Genomic DNA, 18,048 nt, shown 5'->3' on the forward strand with positions numbered 1-18,048 from the left:
TTGGGAATGGGTCTGCTTGGGTCGGCGGGCGTGGCTCATGCCGCGCCGGAGAAGGCTTCCGGCGCGCTGTTCGACCCGGTCGCCAGCGTGGTGATGACGCCGCGCTGCGTGAATTGCCATCAGGCCGACGCCCCGCGCCAGAAGGATTTCGCGGTGCTCCACGCGCAGCAGGTGGTGCGGGGAAAAGACGGCCATGGTTCGGCGGTGCTGCAATGCGCTGCCTGTCACCAGGCTACCAACACCGCGCAGGGCAAGGTGCCTGGCGCGCCGAACTGGCATCTGGCGCCGCTCAGCATGCGCTGGCAGGGGTTGGACAAGAAAGCAGTCTGCCGGCAGATGCGCGATCCGGTCCGCAACGGCAACCGCAAGACCGGCGAGCAGGTCATCGAACATATGAAAACCGATCCGTTGGTGTTGTGGGCCTGGAATCCGGGCGCCAACCGCACGCAACCGCCGATGTCGCACGAGGAGTTTGTGCAGGTATTGGAGAAATGGGCGGATGCGGGAATGCCATGCCCGGATGACGGCGCCAAGTAACCCACGAGGTGTTTGCAGATTGGCGAAAGGCCCGCCGGCGATCCCTCGCCGGCGGGCCTTTTAATTGCTACCTGTTAGAAGCAGCAGGCGAGCATCTTCAGGCAGCATTCCAGGCTGCCGCAGCAGTCCATGGTGGTCGCCGCATAGGCGCCAGCCGAAGCCAGCAGGATGGCCGTCACGGCGCTTGCTTTGATGATGATTGATTTCATGGTGTTTCCTTTATTAGCTAGAAGTTGAGTTGGTCGTAACATCACCTCGGCGTGCTAATCGGGCGGGCACCACACATCTCTCACCGGTGCCGGAGAGATGGTCGGGGCGGGGCAGTGGCCTGGCAGGCGCGTCAGCGTCGGCGCGGGCAGTGCGATATCGGTGGCGATCGCGGGCATGGCGGTCGGCAGGCAATCCGTCGCCACGCATTGCGTCATGGGGCAATCGGCGCTCTTGCAGCACATGCGAGCGGGCGCGGCCGCCAGCAGGGAGCTGTGCAGCACGAAGACCAGCGCGATGACGAGTGCAAGGAATTGTCGCATGGGACGATTGTAGCAAGATTGCGGGAGGTGAGGCTGGATCAGTATTAATTGGCAGATGCTGATCAGGCGGTCGCCAATCGTCCGTGGCCGGGCCGCGAAGGAAATGTTTGGTGTGATGGGGCATCCATCAAGGAGGCAACTGTAGCTGTACATCGATTGATACAGCATGGGTCTGTCCCTTCTGTCTTGTGCCTTGTCCCCGCCGCGCCGCACTCCTAGACTTGTGCCATTTCCATGCCGCGAATTGCACACCATGATCGAACTGTTGCCCTTGATGAGCTATTGCCTCGTAATGTCGGCCTCCCCCGGACCGAACAACGTCATGCTCGCCACCACTGGCGCCAATTTTGGTGCGCGCGGCGCGCTGCCGGCCATTCTGGGCATCCAGGCCGGCATGTTCGTGCAAACCATGCTGATGTGCGTGGGGCTGGGAAGTGTTTTTATCGCCTACCCGTTGGCGCAACAAGCGCTGCGTATCGCGGGATCGTTGTACCTGGTGTTTTTGGCATGGAAGCTCAGCGGCGCATCGGTGGGGGGAGCACATGCGCCCAAGGCGGTGTCGTTCGCCCAGGCGACGGCATTTCAAGCGCTTAACCCCAAGAGCTGGGTGAAGGCCATAACCGTGGCATCGGTTTTCATGCCCGCGGGGCACAACACGGTCGGTAGCGCGCTCCTGGTGGCGGTGATTGGCACCCTGGTGGGAATGCCTTGCAATGTCATGTGGGCCTTGTTTGGCGTCTCGATTCGTCGCTTGCTAAAAGATCCGCGCAAGCAGCGCGTCTTCAATTTAACGATGGGCGCAACTTTGCTCGTGTTGGCCATCATGTTTTTACGCTAGACTTTCGTCATGTTCGCCATCGACCGCTCCTCTCCCATCGCCCTGTCCAAGCAGATTGAGGCAAAGTTGCGCCACATGGTCGAGAGCCGGGCCCTGGCTGGAGGCGCCAAACTGTTGTCGATACGCCAGCTGGCCGCCCAGTTGGCGGTCAGCACGAATACCGTCGTGGTGGCCTATGATAGGTTGGTCGCGGCAGGCGTCATTGATTCCCATGGCACGGCGGGATTTTTTGTCTCCACAAGGAACGACACCAGCAAATCGCTTCCCGATGAGGTCGCGTTGGAAGCGGGCGAGGAGCAAGAGCCGGTCTGGTTGGCGCAGCAAGGAAACGACCAACGCGCTGGTATATTGCTGGCCAGCAGTGGCGCATTGCCGCCGACCTGGCTGCAAGACGCGGTACCGGCCACCGCCGTGCAGAGGGCCTTGGCGCGTAGCGCCGCCGGCATGGCCTCGCGCTGTCCGCCCCAGGGGCTGCCGGAATTACGTGAGCACATCGCGCTGCTGCTGCGCGGCATCGGCGCCGCCTTTGACGCCGGCCACATACTCACGACCTTTGGCGGCACCCATGCGATCGACTTGATCTGCCGTAGTTTTTTGCAACCTGGCGACACGGTGCTAGTGGAAGACCCGGGTTATTTTCTGATGTTCGGCAGGCTGCGCCAGGACGGCATACGTTTGGTGTCAATCAAGCGGTGCCCCGATGGACTCGATCTGGACGAATTGGAGGCCGCCTGCCGCGAGCACCGCCCACGCCTACTCTTCATGCAAACGGCCTTGCATAATCCCACAGGCTGGAGCAGCAGCGCCGCCAATTTGCACAAGGTCTTGATGTTGGCGCAGCAATACGGTTTCTTGATCGCCGAAGACGACGTGCACGGCCATTTTCAGCAAGGCCATAGTACGCGGCTGGCATCCCTCTCCGGGCTTGATGGTGTGATTTATTATTCCAGCTTTTGCAAGGCGCTGAGCCCTGCCTTGCGCATGGGCTATCTCGCCGCCGCCCCCGCCTTGCTCAGAGTGCTGATGCGGACCAAGATCCATTCCATCATGACGATGCCGGCGCTGAATGAATATGTGCTGCTGGAAGTGCTCAGAGCCGGCAACTTGCGCAAACATCTGGATCGTCTACAACGCAAGATCATGGTGGCACGCAACGCTAGCGCGCGCCAATTGAGCGCGGCGGGCGTGCTTTTCGAGCAGCCTGGCGACGCCGGCATTTTCTTGTGGGGCACGATGCCGGAAGGTCTGGACGTTGATCTGTTGGTGCAAGACGCCTACCGCAACAAGATCCTGCTCATGCGTGGCGCCGCCTTCTCGGTGAATGACACACCGGACCGGCACATCCGTTTCAACGTCGCTTTTAGCCAGCATCCACGCCTGAGCACCTACCTGCAAGAGCGATTGCAAGCCGTGGCCGGAGCGCGCGCAAGTTTGGCGCGTGTCGGCGGCGCGGTTAGTTCGGGTGGCAAGCGCTAATTCCTGGCGGTTGACCTTCAGATTCGAGGGAACGGATGCCATCCTTGTCGACTATCAAGATTATCATTAGGAATATCATGGCACGCATGTTTAACCCACCACATCCGGGACTGACTTTACGTGATGACGTGCTACCAGCGCTGGGTCTGTCAGTGACTGAAGCCGCGCAGCAGCTGGACGTCAATCGTGTCACGCTTTCTCGTGTCCTAAACGGGCACGCCGCTATTTCGCCGGAGATGGCTTTGTGTATCGAGGCATGGCTGGGCATAAAGCGGGGCGGCGAAGCGCGGCTGTGGCTGGCGGAGCAGAGCGCATATGATTTGTGGCAAGCTGAACAGCGCTTCGCGAAAACTCCGTTGCAAGTCCAACCTGCGCCTTTGGCGGCTTGAGCCTGCCGGATCCTACTGTTACGCGCGCGCTGAACACGCTGGTTTGCTCACATCCAGCGCAATCGAGGCCGGCGTGCTAAAAAAGCTGGATGATGCATACATCGGATTTCAGAACAAAAAGCCCAGCCGGTAAGGGCTGGGCTAAGTGTCTGATTTTATTGGTGCCGACTGCCGGTTTCGAACTGGCCACCTGATGATTACAAATCAACTGCTCTACCAAATGAGCTAAGTCGGCGAAACTTGTACGCGGCAAATTATACGCTATTTGATCCGCGTGAGGGTGGGGCGCCCGCCCTTTTTGGGTGGGTCGTTGTCGTCCTGCGGTGCGCCTGCTGCCTCGCTTTTGCCCTCCGGCGCCGGCGTCGGCACGGCCGCCAAGGACGGTCCCGGCACGCTGGTTTCCTCGGTCTGCGGCGGCGCTTCGGTCCCGCCGGTCTGCGGCTCGAACGCCATGCCCTGGCCGTTTTCGTTGGCGTAGATCGCCATGACGTTGTTGACCGGGACGTAGATTTCGCGCGAGACGCCGCCGAAGCGGGCGTGGAAGCGGATGCTGTCGTTGTCCATCTTCAACCCCGACGTGGCGCCGAAACTGATGTTGAGGACGATTTCGCCTTTCTTCACATATTCCATCGGCACGGTGGTCGAGGCGTCGACCTTGACGGCCAGGTAGGGCGTGTAGCCGCTGTCGGTGCACCACTCATAAATGGCGCGCAGCATGTAGGGCTTGGTAGAGATTTCGGACATGGTATTCCAGACTACGGTAAAACACGGCACGCCCCCGGTTCAACACGGTGGGCGCGCCGATAATTTCAACTAAACATCGGCGTTTCCGCGATCGAACCGATCAGCGGCGCATGACCTTTTCCGACGGCGTCAGCGCTTCGATGTAGGCCGGGCGCGAGAAGATGCGCTCGGCGTACTTCATCAGCGGGGCGGCGGTCTTCGACAGTTCGATGCCGTAGTGGTCCAGACGCCACAGCAGCGGCGCGACGGCCACGTCGAGCATCGAGAATTCGTCGCCGAGCATGTACTTGTTCTTCAGGAACAGCGGCGCCAGGGTCGTCAGGCGGTCGCGGATTTCCGCGCGCGCCTTGTCGTGGCTCTTGTCGTTGCCCTTGGCGCGCTCGCTCTCGAGCACGTGCACATGGACGAACAATTCCTTCTCGAAATTGAACAGCATCAGGCGCGCGCGCGCGCGCATCAGCGGGTCGGCCGGCATCAGTTGCGGATGCGGGAAGCGCTCGTCGATGTATTCGTTGATGATATTCGATTCGTACAGAATCAATTCACGCTCGACCAGAATCGGCACCTGACCATACGGATTCATGGTCGAGATATCTTCCGGCTTGTTGAACAAGTCGACGTCGCGCACTTCAAAGTCCATGCCCTTTTCGAACAGGACCAGACGGCAGCGCTGCGAAAATGGGCAGGTTGTACCCGAGTAGAGAACCATCATTTTTTGTAGTTCCTTAAAAACTAAGGGGGTGAGCCCGCGAACGGATCACCCCGGATCGATCGCCCGCCAACGGCGGGCATCGCAAAACAAGCGCCGGGCCAGCCGGCGCTCTCGATTATTTAACTTCTTTCCAGAACGACGCGTTCAGGCGCCATGCCAGCAAGACGAACAGGGACATGAACAATACCACCGCCACGCCCAATTTTTTGCGGGTCTGCGCCGCAGGCTCCGCCATCCACTCCATGTAGCCGACCAGGTCGGCCACCGCGGTGTCGAATTCCAACTTGTTCATGCTGCCGGCCTTGACCTGCTCGAAGCCGGCGAACTGCTGCACCATCTTGCCGTGTTCGTGGGGATCTTCCACCTCGACCGTCTTGATCTTCTGGATACCCTGCAATTCCCACAGCACGTGCGGCATGGCCACGTTTTCCAGCACCCGGTTGTTCCAGCCGGTCGGACGGGTGTCGTCCTTGTAGAAATTACGCAGGTAAGTATACAGATAGTCGCCGCCGGTGCCGGCGCCCGACGATTTGGCCCGCGAAATGACCGACAGATCCGGCGGCACCACGCCGAACCAGACCTTGGCATCCTTCGCGTGCATGTTGGTGGTCATCATCTCGCCGACCTTCTCGCCGGTGAACAGCAGGTTGCCCTTGATTTGCTCCTCGCTCAGGCCCAGGTCCTTGAGGCGGTTGTAGCGCATCGACGAGGCGTTGTGGCAGTTCAGGCAATAGTTGACGAACAGCTTGGCGCCATGTTGCAACGCGGCCATGTTGTTCGACCGGTCCGGTGCCTTGTCGAGCGCGACGCCGCCTTCGTTGGCGAACGCCAGTGCCGGCAGCAGGGCCAGCGCGGCGAGCAGTTTCTTTGCAAAATTCATGTCATGTCCTTTATATACTTTAGCCAAGGTACGATCAGTGCGCGTGGAAGACGACGCGGTCGGGCACTTTTTTGAACGTGCCCATGGCGCTCCACCATGGCATGAACAGGAAGAAGCTAAAGTACAGCAGGGTGCACACTTGCGACACCAGGGTGCGGCCGTCGGTCGGCGCCAGGGTGCCGAGGTAGCCCAAGGTCAGGAACGACAGGAAGAACACGGCGTACACATACTTGTGCCAGGTCGGACGGTAGCGGATCGACTTGACCGGCGACTTGTCCAGCCACGGCAGGAAGGCCAGGATCACGACCGAGCCGCCGAAGAACACCACGCCCCAGAACTTGGCGTCGAGGATCTGCGGCAGCATGCCGATGATGGCCACCAGCGCGATGACGGCGATGGCGATCTTCACCAGGCGCGGCAGGTTGGACTTGAGCCAGACGAACACCACGTAGGCGGCCACGAAGAACATCAGCACCCACATGAAGTCGGCGGTGGTGGCGCGCAGCACCGAGTAGAACGCGGTGAAGTACCAGGTCGGGGCGATGTGCAGCGGGGTCTTGAGCGAGTCGCCCGGCAGGAAGTTGTTGTACTCGAGGAAGTAGCCGCCCATTTCCGGCGCGAAGAACACGACGGTGCTGAAGATTAGCAGGAACACCGACACGCCGAACAGGTCGTGCACCGTGTAGTACGGGTGCGACGGGATCGAGTCGACCGGGTGGCCGTCCGGGCCCAGGTTCTCTTTGACTTCGATGCCGTCCGGGTTGCTCGAGCCGACTTCGTGCAGCGCGATCAAGTGCGCGGCCACCAGGCCCAGCAGCACCAGCGGGATGGCGATCACGTGGAAGGCGAAGAAGCGGTTCAGGGTGGCGTCGGAGACGACGTAGTCGCCGCGGATCCACAGCGACAGGTCCGGTCCGATCAGCGGGATGGCGCCGAACAGGTTGACGATCACCTGGGCGCCCCAGTACGACATCTGGCCCCATGGCAGCAGGTAGCCGAAGAAGGCCTCGGCCATCAGGCACAGGAAGATGGCGAAGCCGAACAGCCAGATCAGTTCACGTGGCTTGCGGTACGAGCCGTACAGCAGGCCGCGCGTCATGTGCAGGTAGATGATGATGAAGAAGGCGGAGGCGCCGGTCGAGTGCATGTAGCGCACCAGCCAGCCCCACGGTACTTCGCGCATGATGTATTCGACCGAGCCGAAGGCCAGGTTGGCGTCCGGCTTGTAGTGCATGGTCAGGAAGATGCCGGTGACGATCTGCAGCACCAGCACCAGCATCGCCAGCGAGCCGAAGATGTACCAGAAGTTGAAATTTTTCGGGGCGTAGTATTTGCCCCATTGATCGTTCCACAGTTTGGTCAGGGGGAAGCGGTCGTCGACCCAGCCTAGTGCTTTTTGTGCCACCGGCGCGTTCGCCGGCAGTTTTGTCTCTTTGAAAGCCGCCATGATTTACGCCTCGCCTTTCTCGTCTTTGCCAATGACCAGCTTGTTGTCGCTCAAGAACATGTAGCGCGGAACCTGCAGATTGTCCGGCGCCGGCTTGTTTTTAAAGACGCGGCCGGCCATGTCGAAGGTCGAGCCGTGGCATGGGCACAGGAAGCCGCCCTCCCAGTCGTCCGGCAGCGAGGGCTGCGGACCGGGGGCGAACTTGGACGAGGGCGAACAGCCGAGGTGGGTACAGATGCCGACGGCGACGAGGATGTCAGGCTTGCGCGAGCGCCATTCGTTGCGGGCGTATTCGGGCGTGAATTCTTCGGGATTGCGTTTGGAGTCGGCGTCGGCCACTTTGCCGTCGGTCTTTTTCAGCGACGCCACCATTTCGGGCGTGCGCTTGATGATCCAGACCGGCTTGCCGCGCCATTCGACGGTCGTCATTTCCCCGGGGTTGAGCGCCGAGATGTCCACCTCGACCGGCGCGCCGGCGGCTTTCGCCCGTTCCGACGGCTGGAAGGTGCTCACCAGCGCCCCCGCGGTTGCCAGACCCACTACACCACCCGCCGCGCCTGTTGCGACGAGCAAACCGCGACGGCCGGAATCGACCTGCTTTTCGTTACTCATACAAACCCCAATCAGTCAAAGTGCGAACAAAATCTGGAAACCGCGAACAAACCTGAAAACTGAAAACTTGATGAAGCACGAATGTAGCTTCTAGCAACCTTAAATTATAAGGTAACCGTGTAGCGAATTAAAGCAAAAACGTTGCCGTAACCCCAATTGGGGCGATTTGCGCACCGTTTTGGGCTTGATTTTTAGCGGACTCTGCCCTATGAGGGGAGGGCCGGGTTGCGGCAATTGATATAGGTCAAACTTATAACGTAAATCGCTGTCCAAATGCGCGAACAGCAAGCGTGTTTGGAATCTAATTGAAAAAATAGTATGATCCACACGCGGTTTTGTTCACAAATGACCACATGTCGAGGATATAGAAATGGCAATGATGCAAGAATTTAAAGAATTCGCGATGAAGGGCAATGTGGTCGACCTCGCCGTTGGCGTGATCATCGGCGGCGCCTTCGGTAAGATCGTCGATTCGCTGGTGACCGACATCATCATGCCGCCGATCAGCAAGCTGTTCGGCGGGCTCGACTTCGCCAACTACTACATCGGCCTGAACGGCCAGGCGGCCGGCCTGAGCCTGGCGGAAGCCAAAAAGCTGGGCGCGGTGTTCGCCTACGGCAACTTCGCCACGATCCTGCTCAACTTCATCATCCTGGCCTTCGTCATCTTCCAGATGGTGCGGTTGATGAACCGCGCGCGCAACCTGCGCGAGCATCCGGTGGTGACCCCGCCGCCGGCGCCGCCGGCCGAGGACATCGTGTTGCTGCGCGAAATCCGCGACGCCCTCAAGAAATAATCAGGAATAACCACGGGACGCCGCCCGCCGGGCGGCAGATGCAAGCTATGCGACGACTCTGGTTATTGTTTGCGCAAACGGTGACCGTCGTTTTGGCGCTGTACTTCGTCTACGCGGCCGTGGGGCCGCAGGGCGGCGCGCCGGTGCGCCTGCAGCAGATGGGCAGTCCCGAGCGGCCGGCCGTGATGATGGAGGCCGGCCCGGGCAAGGCGCCGGCGTCGGCCGTCGGCTCCTACCGGGCCGCCGCCGGGCGCGCGATGCCGGCCGTGGTCAACATCATCACCAGCAAAAAGCCCAAGCACCGCAAGCATCCGCTGCTGCGCGACCCCTTCTTCAAGAAATTCTTCGGCGACCGCGACGGCGAGGGCGACGACGACGAGGCCAGCCTCGGCTCGGGCGTGATCGTCTCGGCCGAGGGCTATATCCTGACCAACAACCATGTGGTCGAGGCCGCCGACGAGATCGAGGTCGTGCTGGCCGACGGCCGCAAGGCCGCCGCCAAGGTGGTGGGTACCGATCCGGAGACCGACCTGGCGGTCATCAAGATCACGCTCGACAAGCTGCCGGTGATCGTGCTGGGCCAAGCCGAGCAGGCGCAGGTGGGCGACGTGGTGCTGGCGATCGGCAATCCCTTCGGCGTCGGCCAGACGGTGACGATGGGCATCATCTCCGCGCTGGGGCGCAACAACCTGCACATCAACCACTTCGAGAACTTCATACAGACCGACGCCGCGATCAACTTCGGCAACTCGGGCGGGGCGCTGGTCGACGTCACCGGCAACCTGCTGGGCATCAACTCGGCGATCTATTCGCAGAGCGGCGGCTCGGTCGGCATCGGCTTCGCCATTCCGGTATCGACCGCCAAGACGGTGATGGAAGCGATCATCAAGTCCGGCCACGTGGTGCGCGGCTGGATCGGCGTGGAAACGCAGGAGATCACGCCGGAGATGGCCAGCAGCTTCGGCCTGAAGCGCCAGAGCGGCGCCATCATCGCCGGCGTGGTGCGCCACGGCCCGGCCGACAAGGGCGGCATCAAGCCGGGCGACATCCTGTTGACGGTCGACGGCAAGCCGGTCACCGACACCAACGGCATGCTCAACCTCATCGCCCAACTGACTCCGGGCGAAAAAGCTAAAATGACGATCTTGCGCAAGAGCCGCGAAACGACGATCGACGTCACGGTCGGCAAGCGTCCGGCCAGCGCCAAAATAAAGTAAACCTAGCCCATGCATTTACGCGACCTGACTCAATTCCTCAAAGAACTGGCTGACAACAACAACCGTCCATGGTTCATCATGAACAAGCCGCGCTACGATATTTTGCGCGAAGAATTCTTGCAAGTGGTCACCGAAATGATCGCCGGGGTCGGCAAGTTCGATCCGGCGGTCAAGTTCAGCAATCCGAAGAAGGCGATGTTCCGGATCAACCGCGACGTGCGCTTCGCGCATGACAAGAGTCCGTACAAGACGCGGTTCTCGGCGGCGGTGGCGCCGAACGACATGCGCCGCCCGAGCCAGACCGGCGGGCCGACCTACTACATGCAGATCGACGGGCACGGCAGGTTGCTGTTCGGCGCGGGCGAGTACATGCCGCCGGCGGGCCGCTTGAAGGCCTTGCGCCAGCACATGGTCGACGACGCGGCCGGGTTCAAGAAGGTACTGAAGAACAAGAAGCTGCGCCTGACGTTTGGGGATATCCGCGACGAGGGCAAGCTGATGCGTCCGCCGAAGGGCTTCGACGCCGATCACGAGCACATCGAGTACATCAAGCTGAAGAGTTTCTTTGTGTGGACCGAGATCGACGTGCCGATGAACAAGCCGGAGTTGCTGGTACCGCTGATCGTCAACGGATTGAAGGATGCGTTCCCGCTGGTGGCGTGGATGCGCGAAGCCAAGGAAGAAGAGCAACCCGAGGATTGAGCGGCGGCCTACCGGTCTCGTGTGGCGGGGTCGTACCCCGTACGGGGTACGACCCCATGGCCGCACCGGTTGATCAGCGGAGACGGCTCACGGGTTCAGCGTTTGACCTTTTCATCGCGCGGATCGCGCGACAGCAATCTCGCCACCATCGCCTGCGGCTGGTCGCCGTCGAACAGCACGCCGGCCACGGCGTTGGTGATCGGCATGTCGACCCCCATTTTGGCCGCCAGCTCGCGCACCGCCTTCGAGCACGGCACGCCTTCGGCCACATGCCCCAGCTCTTGCACGATGGTATCCAGCGCCTTGCCCTGCGCCAGTCCCAAGCCTACGCGCCGGTTGCGCGACAGATCGCCGGTGCAGGTCAGTATCAAGTCGCCCATGCCGGTCAGCCCCATGAACGTTTCGGTCTGCCCGCCCAGGGCGGTGCCCAGGCGCGTGATTTCCGCCAACCCACGCGTGATCAGCGCGGCGCGCGCGTTCAATCCAAGCCCCAGCCCGTCGGCGACGCCGGTGGCGATCGCCAGCACGTTCTTGACCGCGCCGCCGACCTCCACGCCGACCAAGTCCTCGCTGGAGTAGACGCGGATATTGCCGCCATGGACGGCCGCGACCACGCAATCGCGCAGCGCGGCCGAGCTTGAGGCGATGGTCAGCGCGCACGGCAAGCCGCGCGCCACTTCCTGCGCGAACGACGGTCCCGACAGCGCGCCACCGGCGACGCCGTCGCCCAGCACTTCACGCACGATCTGATGCGGCAGCAGGCCGGTGCCGTATTCGAAGCCCTTGCACAGCCACACCACATGCGATACCGCGTGCGGCTTGAGCTGCTCCAGCAGCGGACGCAGGCCCGCCACCGGGCAGGCGGCGATCAGCAGGCCGTCGGCGCCGGCCGCGTGCGCCAGCGCGGCGTCGAAGCCGGCGGCGACTTGCAAACGGTCGGGAAACGGATGGCCGGGAAGGTATTCGGTGTTCTCGCGGGCCTCGCCCATGGCTTGCAGGGCGGCGCCGTTGCGGCCCCACAGCAGCACGTCGTGGCGCTGGGCCAGCGCGATGGCGACGGCGGTGCCCCAGGCACCCGCGCCGAGCACGGTCACCTTGCGCACGCCGGGCGCCGCTTGTTTGGTTTGATTATCTAGCATGGGATCCCGTTCGGCGCCAATGTATGGGCCGTTGTTCAGATCCTGGGATTATATGCCCCAGATCTCGGCATTCTTGACGTAACCGACCAGGCCGTCGCGATGACGCACCTTGACCCAGCCACCGGCGGCCACTTCGGTCACTTCCATCAACACGCCCTTGTCGGCGGTGAAGACGGCGGCGGCGGCATCGTCCGGCGTGGCGCGGACCTTCAGGTTGGCGACGCGCGAGATGACATTACGCTTGGCGGTCAGGCCCTTGGCCTCGGTCCAGGCCATTTCGCCGTTGACGTCGCGCACCTTGAGCCATTCGCCGTAGGCCAGCACCACTTCGAGCGGTGCGCCGCGCGGCACGACAAACAGCTTGCCGCCCTTGGTCGACGGGGCGTCGTACAGCACCACGGGCGCGGCGCCCACCGTTTTGAAGTCGAACGCGTGGCTGCTCGCGGCGGCCAGCATCAGGCTCAAACCTGCGATCAAACGGGGAAATGTCATGGCTTACCTTGCTGATGGAGGACAGCGCGCGGGGCGCGGCTAATCGGGTGAAACAGCCGCCGGACGAGCGTCCGGCGACGTTGCTACAGTATAACTCTAAGCGGATTGCTACGCTTATTAGTGCGTGGTGGCGCCGTCGGCGGCCGGTGCTGCTGCGGCGGCGTCGGCCACTGCTTGCAGGCGCTGCTGGTAGAACACTTCGAAGTTGATCTCTGCCAGGTGCACTGGTGGGAAACCGGCACGGGTGATCACGTCGGCGATGTTGGCGCGCAGGTAAGGGTAGACGATGTTCGGGCAACCGATGCCCAGCAGCGGATCGAGTTGATCGGCAGGGATGTTACGGGCTTCGAAGATACCGGCTTGCTTGCCTTCGACCAGGAAAGCGACTTTGTCTTTGACTTTGGCGGTCACGGTGATGGTGACGGTCGATTCGAAGATGCCGTCGGCCAGCGGCTCGGCGCCCACGTCCAGGGCCACTTCGATGGTCGGCGCTTCCTGTTCCAGGAAGATAGCTGGGGAATTCGGTTGCTCCAGCGACATGTCTTTCAGGTAGACGCGTTGGATTTGGAATACTGGTTGCAGGTTTTCTTCAGACATGGAACGCTTTCGTTATAGTGAAAACGAGCGGCACGCGCCGCTCAGATGATGTTGGCTTGGGATGGCCGAATAAAAGCTCAAATCAAACGCGAGGGCAATTGTATCAAAACCACTATCGATGCAAAGGATTTCCGCCCGCTCGTTGTATTTGGCGCCAGTTAGCCATTTAACAAGGGTGACAGGCCGCCGGCTTGATCGAGCGCATACAAATCGTCGAAACCGCCGACATGCTTGTCGCCGATGTAGATTTGCGGCACGGTGCGGCGGCCGGTTTTTTGCATCATCAGCACTCGCTGCTCCGGGTCGAGGTCGACGCGGATTTTCTTCAGTTCGGTCACGCCCTTGGCTTCGAGCAGGCGCTCGGCGCGGGTGCAGTACGGGCACACGGCGGTGGTGTACATGATCACTTCGGTCGTCATGATGCTTCCTTCCAATTATTTTGCCTGCGGCTTGGTTAGCGTGACCGATGGCTTCGGCGGTGTCGCCGATGGCTTGGCCAGCGGTAGACCGGCTTTTTGCCATGCGGCAATGCCACCTTCCAGATTCACCACGTCGGTGAAGCCTGCTTTGGACAGTTTAGCCGCAGCGGACGAGGCACGGGCGCCGGATTGGCAAACCACCACCACGCTCTTGCTCTTGAACTTGTCCAGTTCACCGATCCGCTGGTCCAGTTCGGCCAGTGGGATGTTCTTCGCGTCCGGCAGGGAACCGTTGGCGAATTCTTTCGCGTCCCGTACGTCTACAATGGTGGCTTTGCTACGATTAATCAACATCGTCACGTCTTGCGGGGTCGCCCGTTTGCCGCGCTGGGTCAGCAAGGGCCACAGCAGCGCGCCGCCGGACAGAACGACGACGGCGATGATGAAAATATTGTCAATGAAGAATTTCACGGGGTTCCAATGGTTTAACTTAATCCGCGCATTATAAAATAGAAGCTGGAAGAGTTCTTAAAGCACTGGTAATCCTCCGATTCACTCCTTTTTTGAAGATAGTCCACATGTATAAAATCGTATTCATGCGCCATGGCGAATCCACCTGGAACCTGTCGAACCGCTTCACCGGCTGGACCGATGTCGATCTGACCGAAAAAGGCGTGGCCGAAGCCAAGGCCGCCGGCAAGGTGCTTAAGGAATCGGGCTTCACCTTCGACCTGGCCTACACCTCGGTGCTCAAGCGCGCCATCCGCACGCTGTGGCTGTCGCTCGACGAGATGGATATGATGTACCTGCCGATCAAGAACGACTGGCGCCTGAACGAGCGCCACTACGGCGCGCTGCAGGGCCTGGACAAGGGCGAGACCGCCGCCAAGTACGGCGACGAGCAGGTGCTGGTATGGCGCCGCAGCTACGACACGCCGCCGCCACCACTGGAAGAGGGCGACGACCGCGCCTCGTTCAACGACCCGCGCTACGCCGGCCTGGACAAGTCGCAGATCCCGCTGACCGAATGCCTGAAGGACACCGTGGCGCGCGTGATGCCGGCCTGGGACGAGGAAATCGCCCCGGCCATCCGCGCCGGCAAGAAGATCATCATCTCGGCCCACGGCAACAGCCTGCGCGCGCTGATCAAGATGCTCGACGGCATCAGCGACAACGACATCGTCGGCCTCAACATCCCCAACGGCCAGCCGCTGGTGTATGAACTGGACGCCGACCTGAAGCCGATCCGCCACTACTACCTCGGCGACGCCGACGCCATCGCAGCGGCCCAGGCCGCCGTCGCCAACCAGGGCAAGGCCAAGTAATTTGTCTCATTCTTCATTTAGAGGTTGGCGCAAGGCCGCCGCCGCCACCGGCGCGGCCCTGCTGTTGATAACGTCCCTGGGCGTCCACGCCCAAGCCGCCCGGTCCGGCAAGCCCACCGAGCGCAGCAAGCAGAAGGCGCTGGCCGAGGCCGAACGCGCCGGCTTGCAGCAAAAGCTGTCGGCGCTCAAAAAGGACATCAGCAAGACCGAAAGCGCCAAGGACGACGCGGCCGATACCCTGGCCGAGTCGGAACAGGCGATTTCGGACGCCAACCGCGCGCTGCGCGACCTGCAGCAGGAGCAGGGCGACACCCACAGCAAACTGCAGCAGCTGACCGCCGAGCGCGAACGGTTGACGGCCACGGTCGCGCTGCAGAAACAGCAGCTGGCCAAGCTGCTGCGCGAGCACTATGTCGCCGGCAATGAAGACCGCATCAAATTATTGCTCTCTGGCGATAACCCCAACCGCATCAACCGCGATCTGCAGATGATGGCCTATGTGTCGCAGGCACAGGCCCGTCTGCTGGACGCGCTGCGCGCCAACCTCAAGGCCGTCGAGGAGAACCAGGCCGAGGCGCAGAACGCCAACGACGAGCTGGCCGAAATCGCGCAGGAACAAATGCAGCAGAAAGCCAAGCTGGAACAGGAAAAGACGCGCCGCGCGGCCTTGCTGTCGACCTTGTCGCAAAAGCTGGTGGCCCAGCGCAAGGAAGCGGGCGCGGTCGAACGCGACGAGCAGCGCATCAGCGGCCTGGTCGACAGGCTGAACAAGCTGATCGAGGAGCAGGCGATCGCCGCCGCCGCCGAGAAAAAGCGCCAGGAACAACTGGCGGCCGCGCGCGCCGCCGCCAAGGCCAAGGCCGACGCCGAGAAAAAGGCCCAGCTGCTGGCCCAGGCGCAGGCGCGCGCGAAAGCCGCCGCCGCCGCGCAGGCCGAGCGCGAACGCCTGGCCAAGGCCAACGCCAACAAATCCGGCACCATCAAGCCGGCGCAGCCGGCCCAACCGACCAAGCCGCCGGCGCCGGCCAGGCCCGACCCGATCGACGCCGACGAACCGAAAGTCGCGGCCAAGCCCGAGCCGGCGCCGGCACCGGTCGAGGAGCCGGCCCGTCCGCCGGCCCGCGCCGCCGACATCGCGCTGGCGCCCGCCGCGCCGGCCGGCGCCTTCGCCAGCCTCAAAGGCCAGATGCGCTCGCCGGTCAGCGGCCAGGTCGCGGCCAGGTTCGGCAGCAAGCGCGGCCAGGGGCCGAGCTGGAAGGGTGTCTTCATCCGCGCCGCCGAGGGGGCCGACGTGCGCGCCGTCGCCGGCGGCCGGGTCGTGTTCGCCGAATGGCTGCGCGGCTTCGGCAACCTGATCATCGTCGACCACGGTGGCCAGTACATGAGTATTTACGGCAATAATCAATCGTTGCTGAAAAGGGCCGGCGACATCGTCAAATCGGGCGACCCGATAGCGAGCGCGGGCAACAGCGGCGGCAACGAGGAATCAGGGCTATACTTCGAGCTTCGCCATCAGGGCACGGCATTCGATCCGGCTGGCTGGGTCAAGTTTTAAGGTTCGCGGAGAAAATGGGCAACAAGTTTAAGAGCATCGCTTTGATCGGACTCGGCGCCATCGCCGGCGTCACCGCCTCGTTGCAGTTCCCCGCCATCGCGCAGAAAGCCGGCGGCACCCCGTTGCCGCTGGAGGAACTGCGCCAGCTGTCGGACGTGTTCGGCCTGATCAAGTCCGACTACGTCGAAAACGTCGACGACAAGAAACTCGTCACCGACGCCATTTCCGGCATGGTGTCCTCGCTGGACCCGCATTCGGTCTACCTGGACAAGAAAGCCTTCCGCGAGATGAAGGAGACCGTCGCCGGCAAATTCGTCGGCATCGGCGTCGAGGTCGGCATCGAGGACGGCTACATCAAGGTCGTCTCCCCGATCGAGGACACGCCCGCCTTCAAGGCCGGCATCAAGACGGGCGACCTGATCACCCGCATCGACGGCACGCCGATCAAGAACATGTCGCTCGACGAGAGTGTCAAGAAGATGCGCGGCGAGCCCGGTTCCAAGGTGGCCGTCACCATCAGCCGCAAGGACGAGGACAAGCCGCTGGTCATGACCATCACGCGCGAGGAAATCCGCGTGCAAAGCGTCAAGACCAAGATCGTCGAGCCGGGCTACGCCTGGGTGCGCATCTCGCAGTTCCAGGAACCGACCCTGGACGACATGGCCAAGCAAATCACCGCGCTCTACGCGCAAGACCCGAAAATCAAGGGCCTGGTGCTGGACCTGCGCAACGATCCGGGCGGCCTGGTGCCGGGCGCGATCGGCGTCTCGGCAGCCTTCCTGCCCAAGGACGCGGTCATCGTTTCGACCAACGGACAACTGATGTCGTCCAAGGAAACCTTCTACGGCCGCCCCGAGTTCTACGCGCCGCGCGCCAAGACCGATCCGCTGGCCAAGCTGCCGGCCGGCCTGAAGGATGTGCCGATGGTGGTGCTGGTCAACGCCGGTTCGGCCTCGGCGTCGGAAATCGTCGCCGGCGCGCTGCAGGATTACAAGCGTGCCACCATCATGGGCACGCAGACTTTCGGCAAGGGCTCGGTGCAGACCTTGCGCCAGCTGACCGCCGACACCGCCGTCAAGCTGACCACGGCGCGCTATTACACGCCGCAAAACCGCTCGATCCAGGCGCGCGGCATCGTGCCGGACCTGATGGTCGACGAGACCGCCGACGGCGACGGCTTGAACAGCCTGCGCATGCGCGAAGCCGATCTGCAAAAACACCTGGGCAACGACAAGGACCCGGAGGGCGAGAGCATCGCGCAGAAGGCCCTGAACGCCCAGCGCGACGGGCTGGAGGACGCGCAGCGCCTGGCGTCGCTGGCGAAGAAATCCAAGCCGGTCGAATTCGGCTCCAAGGACGACTTCCAGCTGGCGCAGGCGCTGAACCACTTCAAGGGCCTGCCGGTCAAACTGTCGAAGGTCGAGGCGGGTGCGGCGGCCGGCGGTGACGGCGTCGGCGAGATCAAGTCGGATAGCGTCCCGGACATCAAGTCGGACGTGAAGCCGGACGGCAAGCCGGCCACCAAGCCGGGCAACAAGCCGTCCGCCAAGCCCGAAGCCAAATCCAAAGCCAGCGACACCAAGCCAGCCGCGAAACAGCCAACCGCCGAATAACACCACCGAATGGCGGCCCGGCCGCCGG

At 62.3% G+C, this 18,048-nt stretch carries 22 protein-coding genes and 1 tRNA gene; 10 read left to right on the forward strand and 13 right to left on the reverse strand.

Features of this window, described 5'->3' with window-relative positions:
- Positions 1-6 precede the first annotated feature (6 nt).
- Positions 7-537, forward strand: coding sequence for a hypothetical protein (locus MRBLMU1_RS07555; RefSeq protein WP_363499329.1), 531 nt, complete (start codon positions 7-9; stop codon positions 535-537).
- 74 nt (positions 538-611) lie between these two features.
- Here the strand turns inward: MRBLMU1_RS07555 and MRBLMU1_RS07560 are convergent, their stop codons facing one another.
- Both MRBLMU1_RS07560 and MRBLMU1_RS07565 read right to left on the reverse strand, forming a co-directional pair.
- A complete protein-coding gene (locus tag MRBLMU1_RS07560; protein ID WP_363499331.1) occupies positions 612-746 on the reverse strand; it encodes a hypothetical protein in 135 nt (44 codons plus the stop codon).
- A 54-nt stretch (positions 747-800) separates the two neighbouring features.
- Complete coding sequence (locus MRBLMU1_RS07565) at positions 801-1,235, reverse strand: hypothetical protein (protein ID WP_363499334.1); 435 nt, start codon at positions 1,233-1,235, stop codon at positions 801-803.
- A gap of 85 nt (positions 1,236-1,320) precedes the next feature.
- Here MRBLMU1_RS07565 and MRBLMU1_RS07570 point away from each other — a divergent pair, with 85 nt between their 5' ends.
- The 3 genes from MRBLMU1_RS07570 to MRBLMU1_RS07580 all read left to right on the forward strand — a co-directional run bounded on the left by MRBLMU1_RS07570 (position 1,321) and on the right by MRBLMU1_RS07580 (position 3,770).
- Positions 1,321-1,905, forward strand: a complete 585-nt coding sequence (locus tag MRBLMU1_RS07570; protein ID WP_363499336.1) for a LysE family translocator — start codon at positions 1,321-1,323, stop codon at positions 1,903-1,905.
- Positions 1,906-1,914: 9 nt separating this feature from the next.
- Positions 1,915-3,381 carry a PLP-dependent aminotransferase family protein gene (locus MRBLMU1_RS07575; RefSeq protein WP_363499338.1) on the forward strand — a complete coding sequence of 489 codons (1,467 nt, stop codon included), beginning with the start codon at positions 1,915-1,917 and terminating at the stop codon, positions 3,379-3,381.
- 77 nt (positions 3,382-3,458) lie between these two features.
- Positions 3,459-3,770, forward strand: coding sequence for a HigA family addiction module antitoxin (locus MRBLMU1_RS07580; RefSeq protein WP_363499430.1), 312 nt, complete (start codon positions 3,459-3,461; stop codon positions 3,768-3,770).
- Between the two features lie 159 nt (positions 3,771-3,929).
- Here MRBLMU1_RS07580 and MRBLMU1_RS07585 read toward each other — a convergent pair.
- The 6 genes from MRBLMU1_RS07585 to petA form a co-directional block, all read right to left on the reverse strand.
- Positions 3,930-4,005 (reverse strand) — tRNA-Thr (locus MRBLMU1_RS07585).
- A 26-nt stretch (positions 4,006-4,031) separates the two neighbouring features.
- The gene (locus tag MRBLMU1_RS07590) at positions 4,032-4,514 is read right to left on the reverse strand and encodes a ClpXP protease specificity-enhancing factor (protein WP_363499340.1); all 483 of its coding nucleotides are present in this window, start codon (positions 4,512-4,514) and stop codon (positions 4,032-4,034) included.
- 100 nt (positions 4,515-4,614) lie between these two features.
- Positions 4,615-5,226 carry a glutathione S-transferase N-terminal domain-containing protein gene (locus MRBLMU1_RS07595; RefSeq protein WP_017877976.1) on the reverse strand — a complete coding sequence of 204 codons (612 nt, stop codon included), beginning with the start codon at positions 5,224-5,226 and terminating at the stop codon, positions 4,615-4,617.
- Positions 5,227-5,341: 115 nt separating this feature from the next.
- On the reverse strand, positions 5,342-6,106 hold the full coding sequence (locus MRBLMU1_RS07600) for a cytochrome c1 (RefSeq protein ID WP_363499343.1): 765 nt from the start codon (positions 6,104-6,106) through the stop codon (positions 5,342-5,344).
- Between the two features lie 34 nt (positions 6,107-6,140).
- Entirely contained in the window at positions 6,141-7,553 is a 1,413-nt protein-coding gene (locus tag MRBLMU1_RS07605) for a cytochrome b (protein ID WP_363499345.1), read from the reverse strand.
- A 3-nt stretch (positions 7,554-7,556) separates the two neighbouring features.
- The gene (gene petA, locus MRBLMU1_RS07610) at positions 7,557-8,165 is read right to left on the reverse strand and encodes a ubiquinol-cytochrome c reductase iron-sulfur subunit (RefSeq protein ID WP_363499347.1); all 609 of its coding nucleotides are present in this window, start codon (positions 8,163-8,165) and stop codon (positions 7,557-7,559) included.
- 370 nt (positions 8,166-8,535) lie between these two features.
- Between petA and mscL the strand changes: the two genes are divergently transcribed.
- Genes mscL through MRBLMU1_RS07625 form a run of 3 tightly spaced genes read left to right on the forward strand, consistent with a single transcriptional unit; the run spans position 8,536 to position 10,880 of the window.
- Positions 8,536-8,961: a large conductance mechanosensitive channel protein MscL gene (mscL, locus tag MRBLMU1_RS07615; RefSeq protein ID WP_363499349.1), complete on the forward strand. Its 426-nt coding sequence runs from the start codon at positions 8,536-8,538 to the stop codon at positions 8,959-8,961.
- Positions 8,962-9,008: 47 nt separating this feature from the next.
- Positions 9,009-10,178, forward strand: a complete 1,170-nt coding sequence (locus tag MRBLMU1_RS07620) for a Do family serine endopeptidase (RefSeq protein WP_363499351.1) — start codon at positions 9,009-9,011, stop codon at positions 10,176-10,178.
- Between the two features lie 9 nt (positions 10,179-10,187).
- Positions 10,188-10,880, forward strand: a complete 693-nt coding sequence (locus tag MRBLMU1_RS07625) for a DUF2461 domain-containing protein (protein ID WP_363499353.1) — start codon at positions 10,188-10,190, stop codon at positions 10,878-10,880.
- 95 nt (positions 10,881-10,975) lie between these two features.
- Here MRBLMU1_RS07625 and MRBLMU1_RS07630 read toward each other — a convergent pair whose 3' ends face one another.
- The 5 genes from MRBLMU1_RS07630 to MRBLMU1_RS07650 all read right to left on the reverse strand — a co-directional run bounded on the left by MRBLMU1_RS07630 (position 10,976) and on the right by MRBLMU1_RS07650 (position 13,998).
- Positions 10,976-12,019, reverse strand: a complete 1,044-nt coding sequence (locus MRBLMU1_RS07630) for an NAD(P)H-dependent glycerol-3-phosphate dehydrogenase (protein ID WP_363499355.1) — start codon at positions 12,017-12,019, stop codon at positions 10,976-10,978.
- A gap of 48 nt (positions 12,020-12,067) precedes the next feature.
- Positions 12,068-12,511 (reverse strand): SH3 domain-containing protein, encoded by a 444-nt coding sequence (locus MRBLMU1_RS07635; RefSeq protein ID WP_363499357.1) that lies wholly within the window; start codon positions 12,509-12,511, stop codon positions 12,068-12,070.
- A 117-nt stretch (positions 12,512-12,628) separates the two neighbouring features.
- Entirely contained in the window at positions 12,629-13,108 is a 480-nt protein-coding gene (gene secB / locus MRBLMU1_RS07640; RefSeq protein WP_363499359.1) for a protein-export chaperone SecB, read from the reverse strand.
- Positions 13,109-13,266: 158 nt separating this feature from the next.
- Positions 13,267-13,527 (reverse strand): glutaredoxin 3, encoded by a 261-nt coding sequence (grxC, locus tag MRBLMU1_RS07645; RefSeq protein WP_363499361.1) that lies wholly within the window; start codon positions 13,525-13,527, stop codon positions 13,267-13,269.
- Between the two features lie 15 nt (positions 13,528-13,542).
- Complete coding sequence (locus MRBLMU1_RS07650; RefSeq protein WP_363499363.1) at positions 13,543-13,998, reverse strand: rhodanese-like domain-containing protein; 456 nt, start codon at positions 13,996-13,998, stop codon at positions 13,543-13,545.
- A gap of 107 nt (positions 13,999-14,105) precedes the next feature.
- Between MRBLMU1_RS07650 and gpmA the strand changes: the two genes are divergently transcribed.
- The 3 genes from gpmA (at position 14,106) to MRBLMU1_RS07665 (ending at position 18,020) form a co-directional block, all read left to right on the forward strand.
- Positions 14,106-14,852, forward strand: a complete 747-nt coding sequence (gpmA, locus tag MRBLMU1_RS07655) for a 2,3-diphosphoglycerate-dependent phosphoglycerate mutase (protein WP_090325546.1) — start codon at positions 14,106-14,108, stop codon at positions 14,850-14,852.
- Between the two features lie 61 nt (positions 14,853-14,913).
- Positions 14,914-16,407, forward strand: coding sequence for a murein hydrolase activator EnvC family protein (locus MRBLMU1_RS07660; protein WP_414646039.1), 1,494 nt, complete (start codon positions 14,914-14,916; stop codon positions 16,405-16,407).
- Positions 16,408-16,421: 14 nt separating this feature from the next.
- Positions 16,422-18,020 carry a S41 family peptidase gene (locus MRBLMU1_RS07665; RefSeq protein ID WP_363499366.1) on the forward strand — a complete coding sequence of 533 codons (1,599 nt, stop codon included), beginning with the start codon at positions 16,422-16,424 and terminating at the stop codon, positions 18,018-18,020.
- Positions 18,021-18,048 lie beyond the last annotated feature (28 nt).

Source organism: Burkholderia sp. LMU1-1-1.1, from assembly GCF_040675865.1.
Taxonomy (GTDB): Bacteria; Pseudomonadota; Gammaproteobacteria; order Burkholderiales; family Burkholderiaceae_D; genus Rugamonas.

Bases quoted from the DNA above. Each gene is read 5' to 3' on its own strand.
- MRBLMU1_RS07555 (WP_363499329.1), top strand. From the start codon at position 7: ATGGGTCTGCTTGGGTCGGCGGGCGTGGCTCATGCCGCGCCGGAGAAG.
- MRBLMU1_RS07560 (WP_363499331.1), bottom strand. From the start codon at position 746: ATGAAATCAATCATCATCAAAGCAAGCGCCGTGACGGCCATCCTGCTG.
- MRBLMU1_RS07565 (WP_363499334.1), bottom strand. From the start codon at position 1,235: ATGCTGTATCAATCGATGTACAGCTACAGTTGCCTCCTTGATGGATGC.
- MRBLMU1_RS07570 (WP_363499336.1), top strand. From the start codon at position 1,321: ATGATCGAACTGTTGCCCTTGATGAGCTATTGCCTCGTAATGTCGGCC.
- MRBLMU1_RS07575 (WP_363499338.1), top strand. From the start codon at position 1,915: ATGTTCGCCATCGACCGCTCCTCTCCCATCGCCCTGTCCAAGCAGATT.
- MRBLMU1_RS07580 (WP_363499430.1), top strand. From the start codon at position 3,459: ATGGCACGCATGTTTAACCCACCACATCCGGGACTGACTTTACGTGAT.
- MRBLMU1_RS07590 (WP_363499340.1), bottom strand. From the start codon at position 4,514: ATGTCCGAAATCTCTACCAAGCCCTACATGCTGCGCGCCATTTATGAG.
- MRBLMU1_RS07595 (WP_017877976.1), bottom strand. From the start codon at position 5,226: ATGATGGTTCTCTACTCGGGTACAACCTGCCCATTTTCGCAGCGCTGC.
- MRBLMU1_RS07600 (WP_363499343.1), bottom strand. From the start codon at position 6,106: ATGAATTTTGCAAAGAAACTGCTCGCCGCGCTGGCCCTGCTGCCGGCA.
- MRBLMU1_RS07605 (WP_363499345.1), bottom strand. From the start codon at position 7,553: ATGGCGGCTTTCAAAGAGACAAAACTGCCGGCGAACGCGCCGGTGGCA.
- petA (WP_363499347.1), bottom strand. From the start codon at position 8,165: ATGAGTAACGAAAAGCAGGTCGATTCCGGCCGTCGCGGTTTGCTCGTC.
- mscL (WP_363499349.1), top strand. From the start codon at position 8,536: ATGGCAATGATGCAAGAATTTAAAGAATTCGCGATGAAGGGCAATGTG.
- MRBLMU1_RS07620 (WP_363499351.1), top strand. From the start codon at position 9,009: ATGCGACGACTCTGGTTATTGTTTGCGCAAACGGTGACCGTCGTTTTG.
- MRBLMU1_RS07625 (WP_363499353.1), top strand. From the start codon at position 10,188: ATGCATTTACGCGACCTGACTCAATTCCTCAAAGAACTGGCTGACAAC.
- MRBLMU1_RS07630 (WP_363499355.1), bottom strand. From the start codon at position 12,019: ATGCTAGATAATCAAACCAAACAAGCGGCGCCCGGCGTGCGCAAGGTG.
- MRBLMU1_RS07635 (WP_363499357.1), bottom strand. From the start codon at position 12,511: ATGACATTTCCCCGTTTGATCGCAGGTTTGAGCCTGATGCTGGCCGCC.
- secB (WP_363499359.1), bottom strand. From the start codon at position 13,108: ATGTCTGAAGAAAACCTGCAACCAGTATTCCAAATCCAACGCGTCTAC.
- grxC (WP_363499361.1), bottom strand. From the start codon at position 13,527: ATGACGACCGAAGTGATCATGTACACCACCGCCGTGTGCCCGTACTGC.
- gpmA (WP_090325546.1), top strand. From the start codon at position 14,106: ATGTATAAAATCGTATTCATGCGCCATGGCGAATCCACCTGGAACCTG.
- MRBLMU1_RS07665 (WP_363499366.1), top strand. From the start codon at position 16,422: ATGGGCAACAAGTTTAAGAGCATCGCTTTGATCGGACTCGGCGCCATC.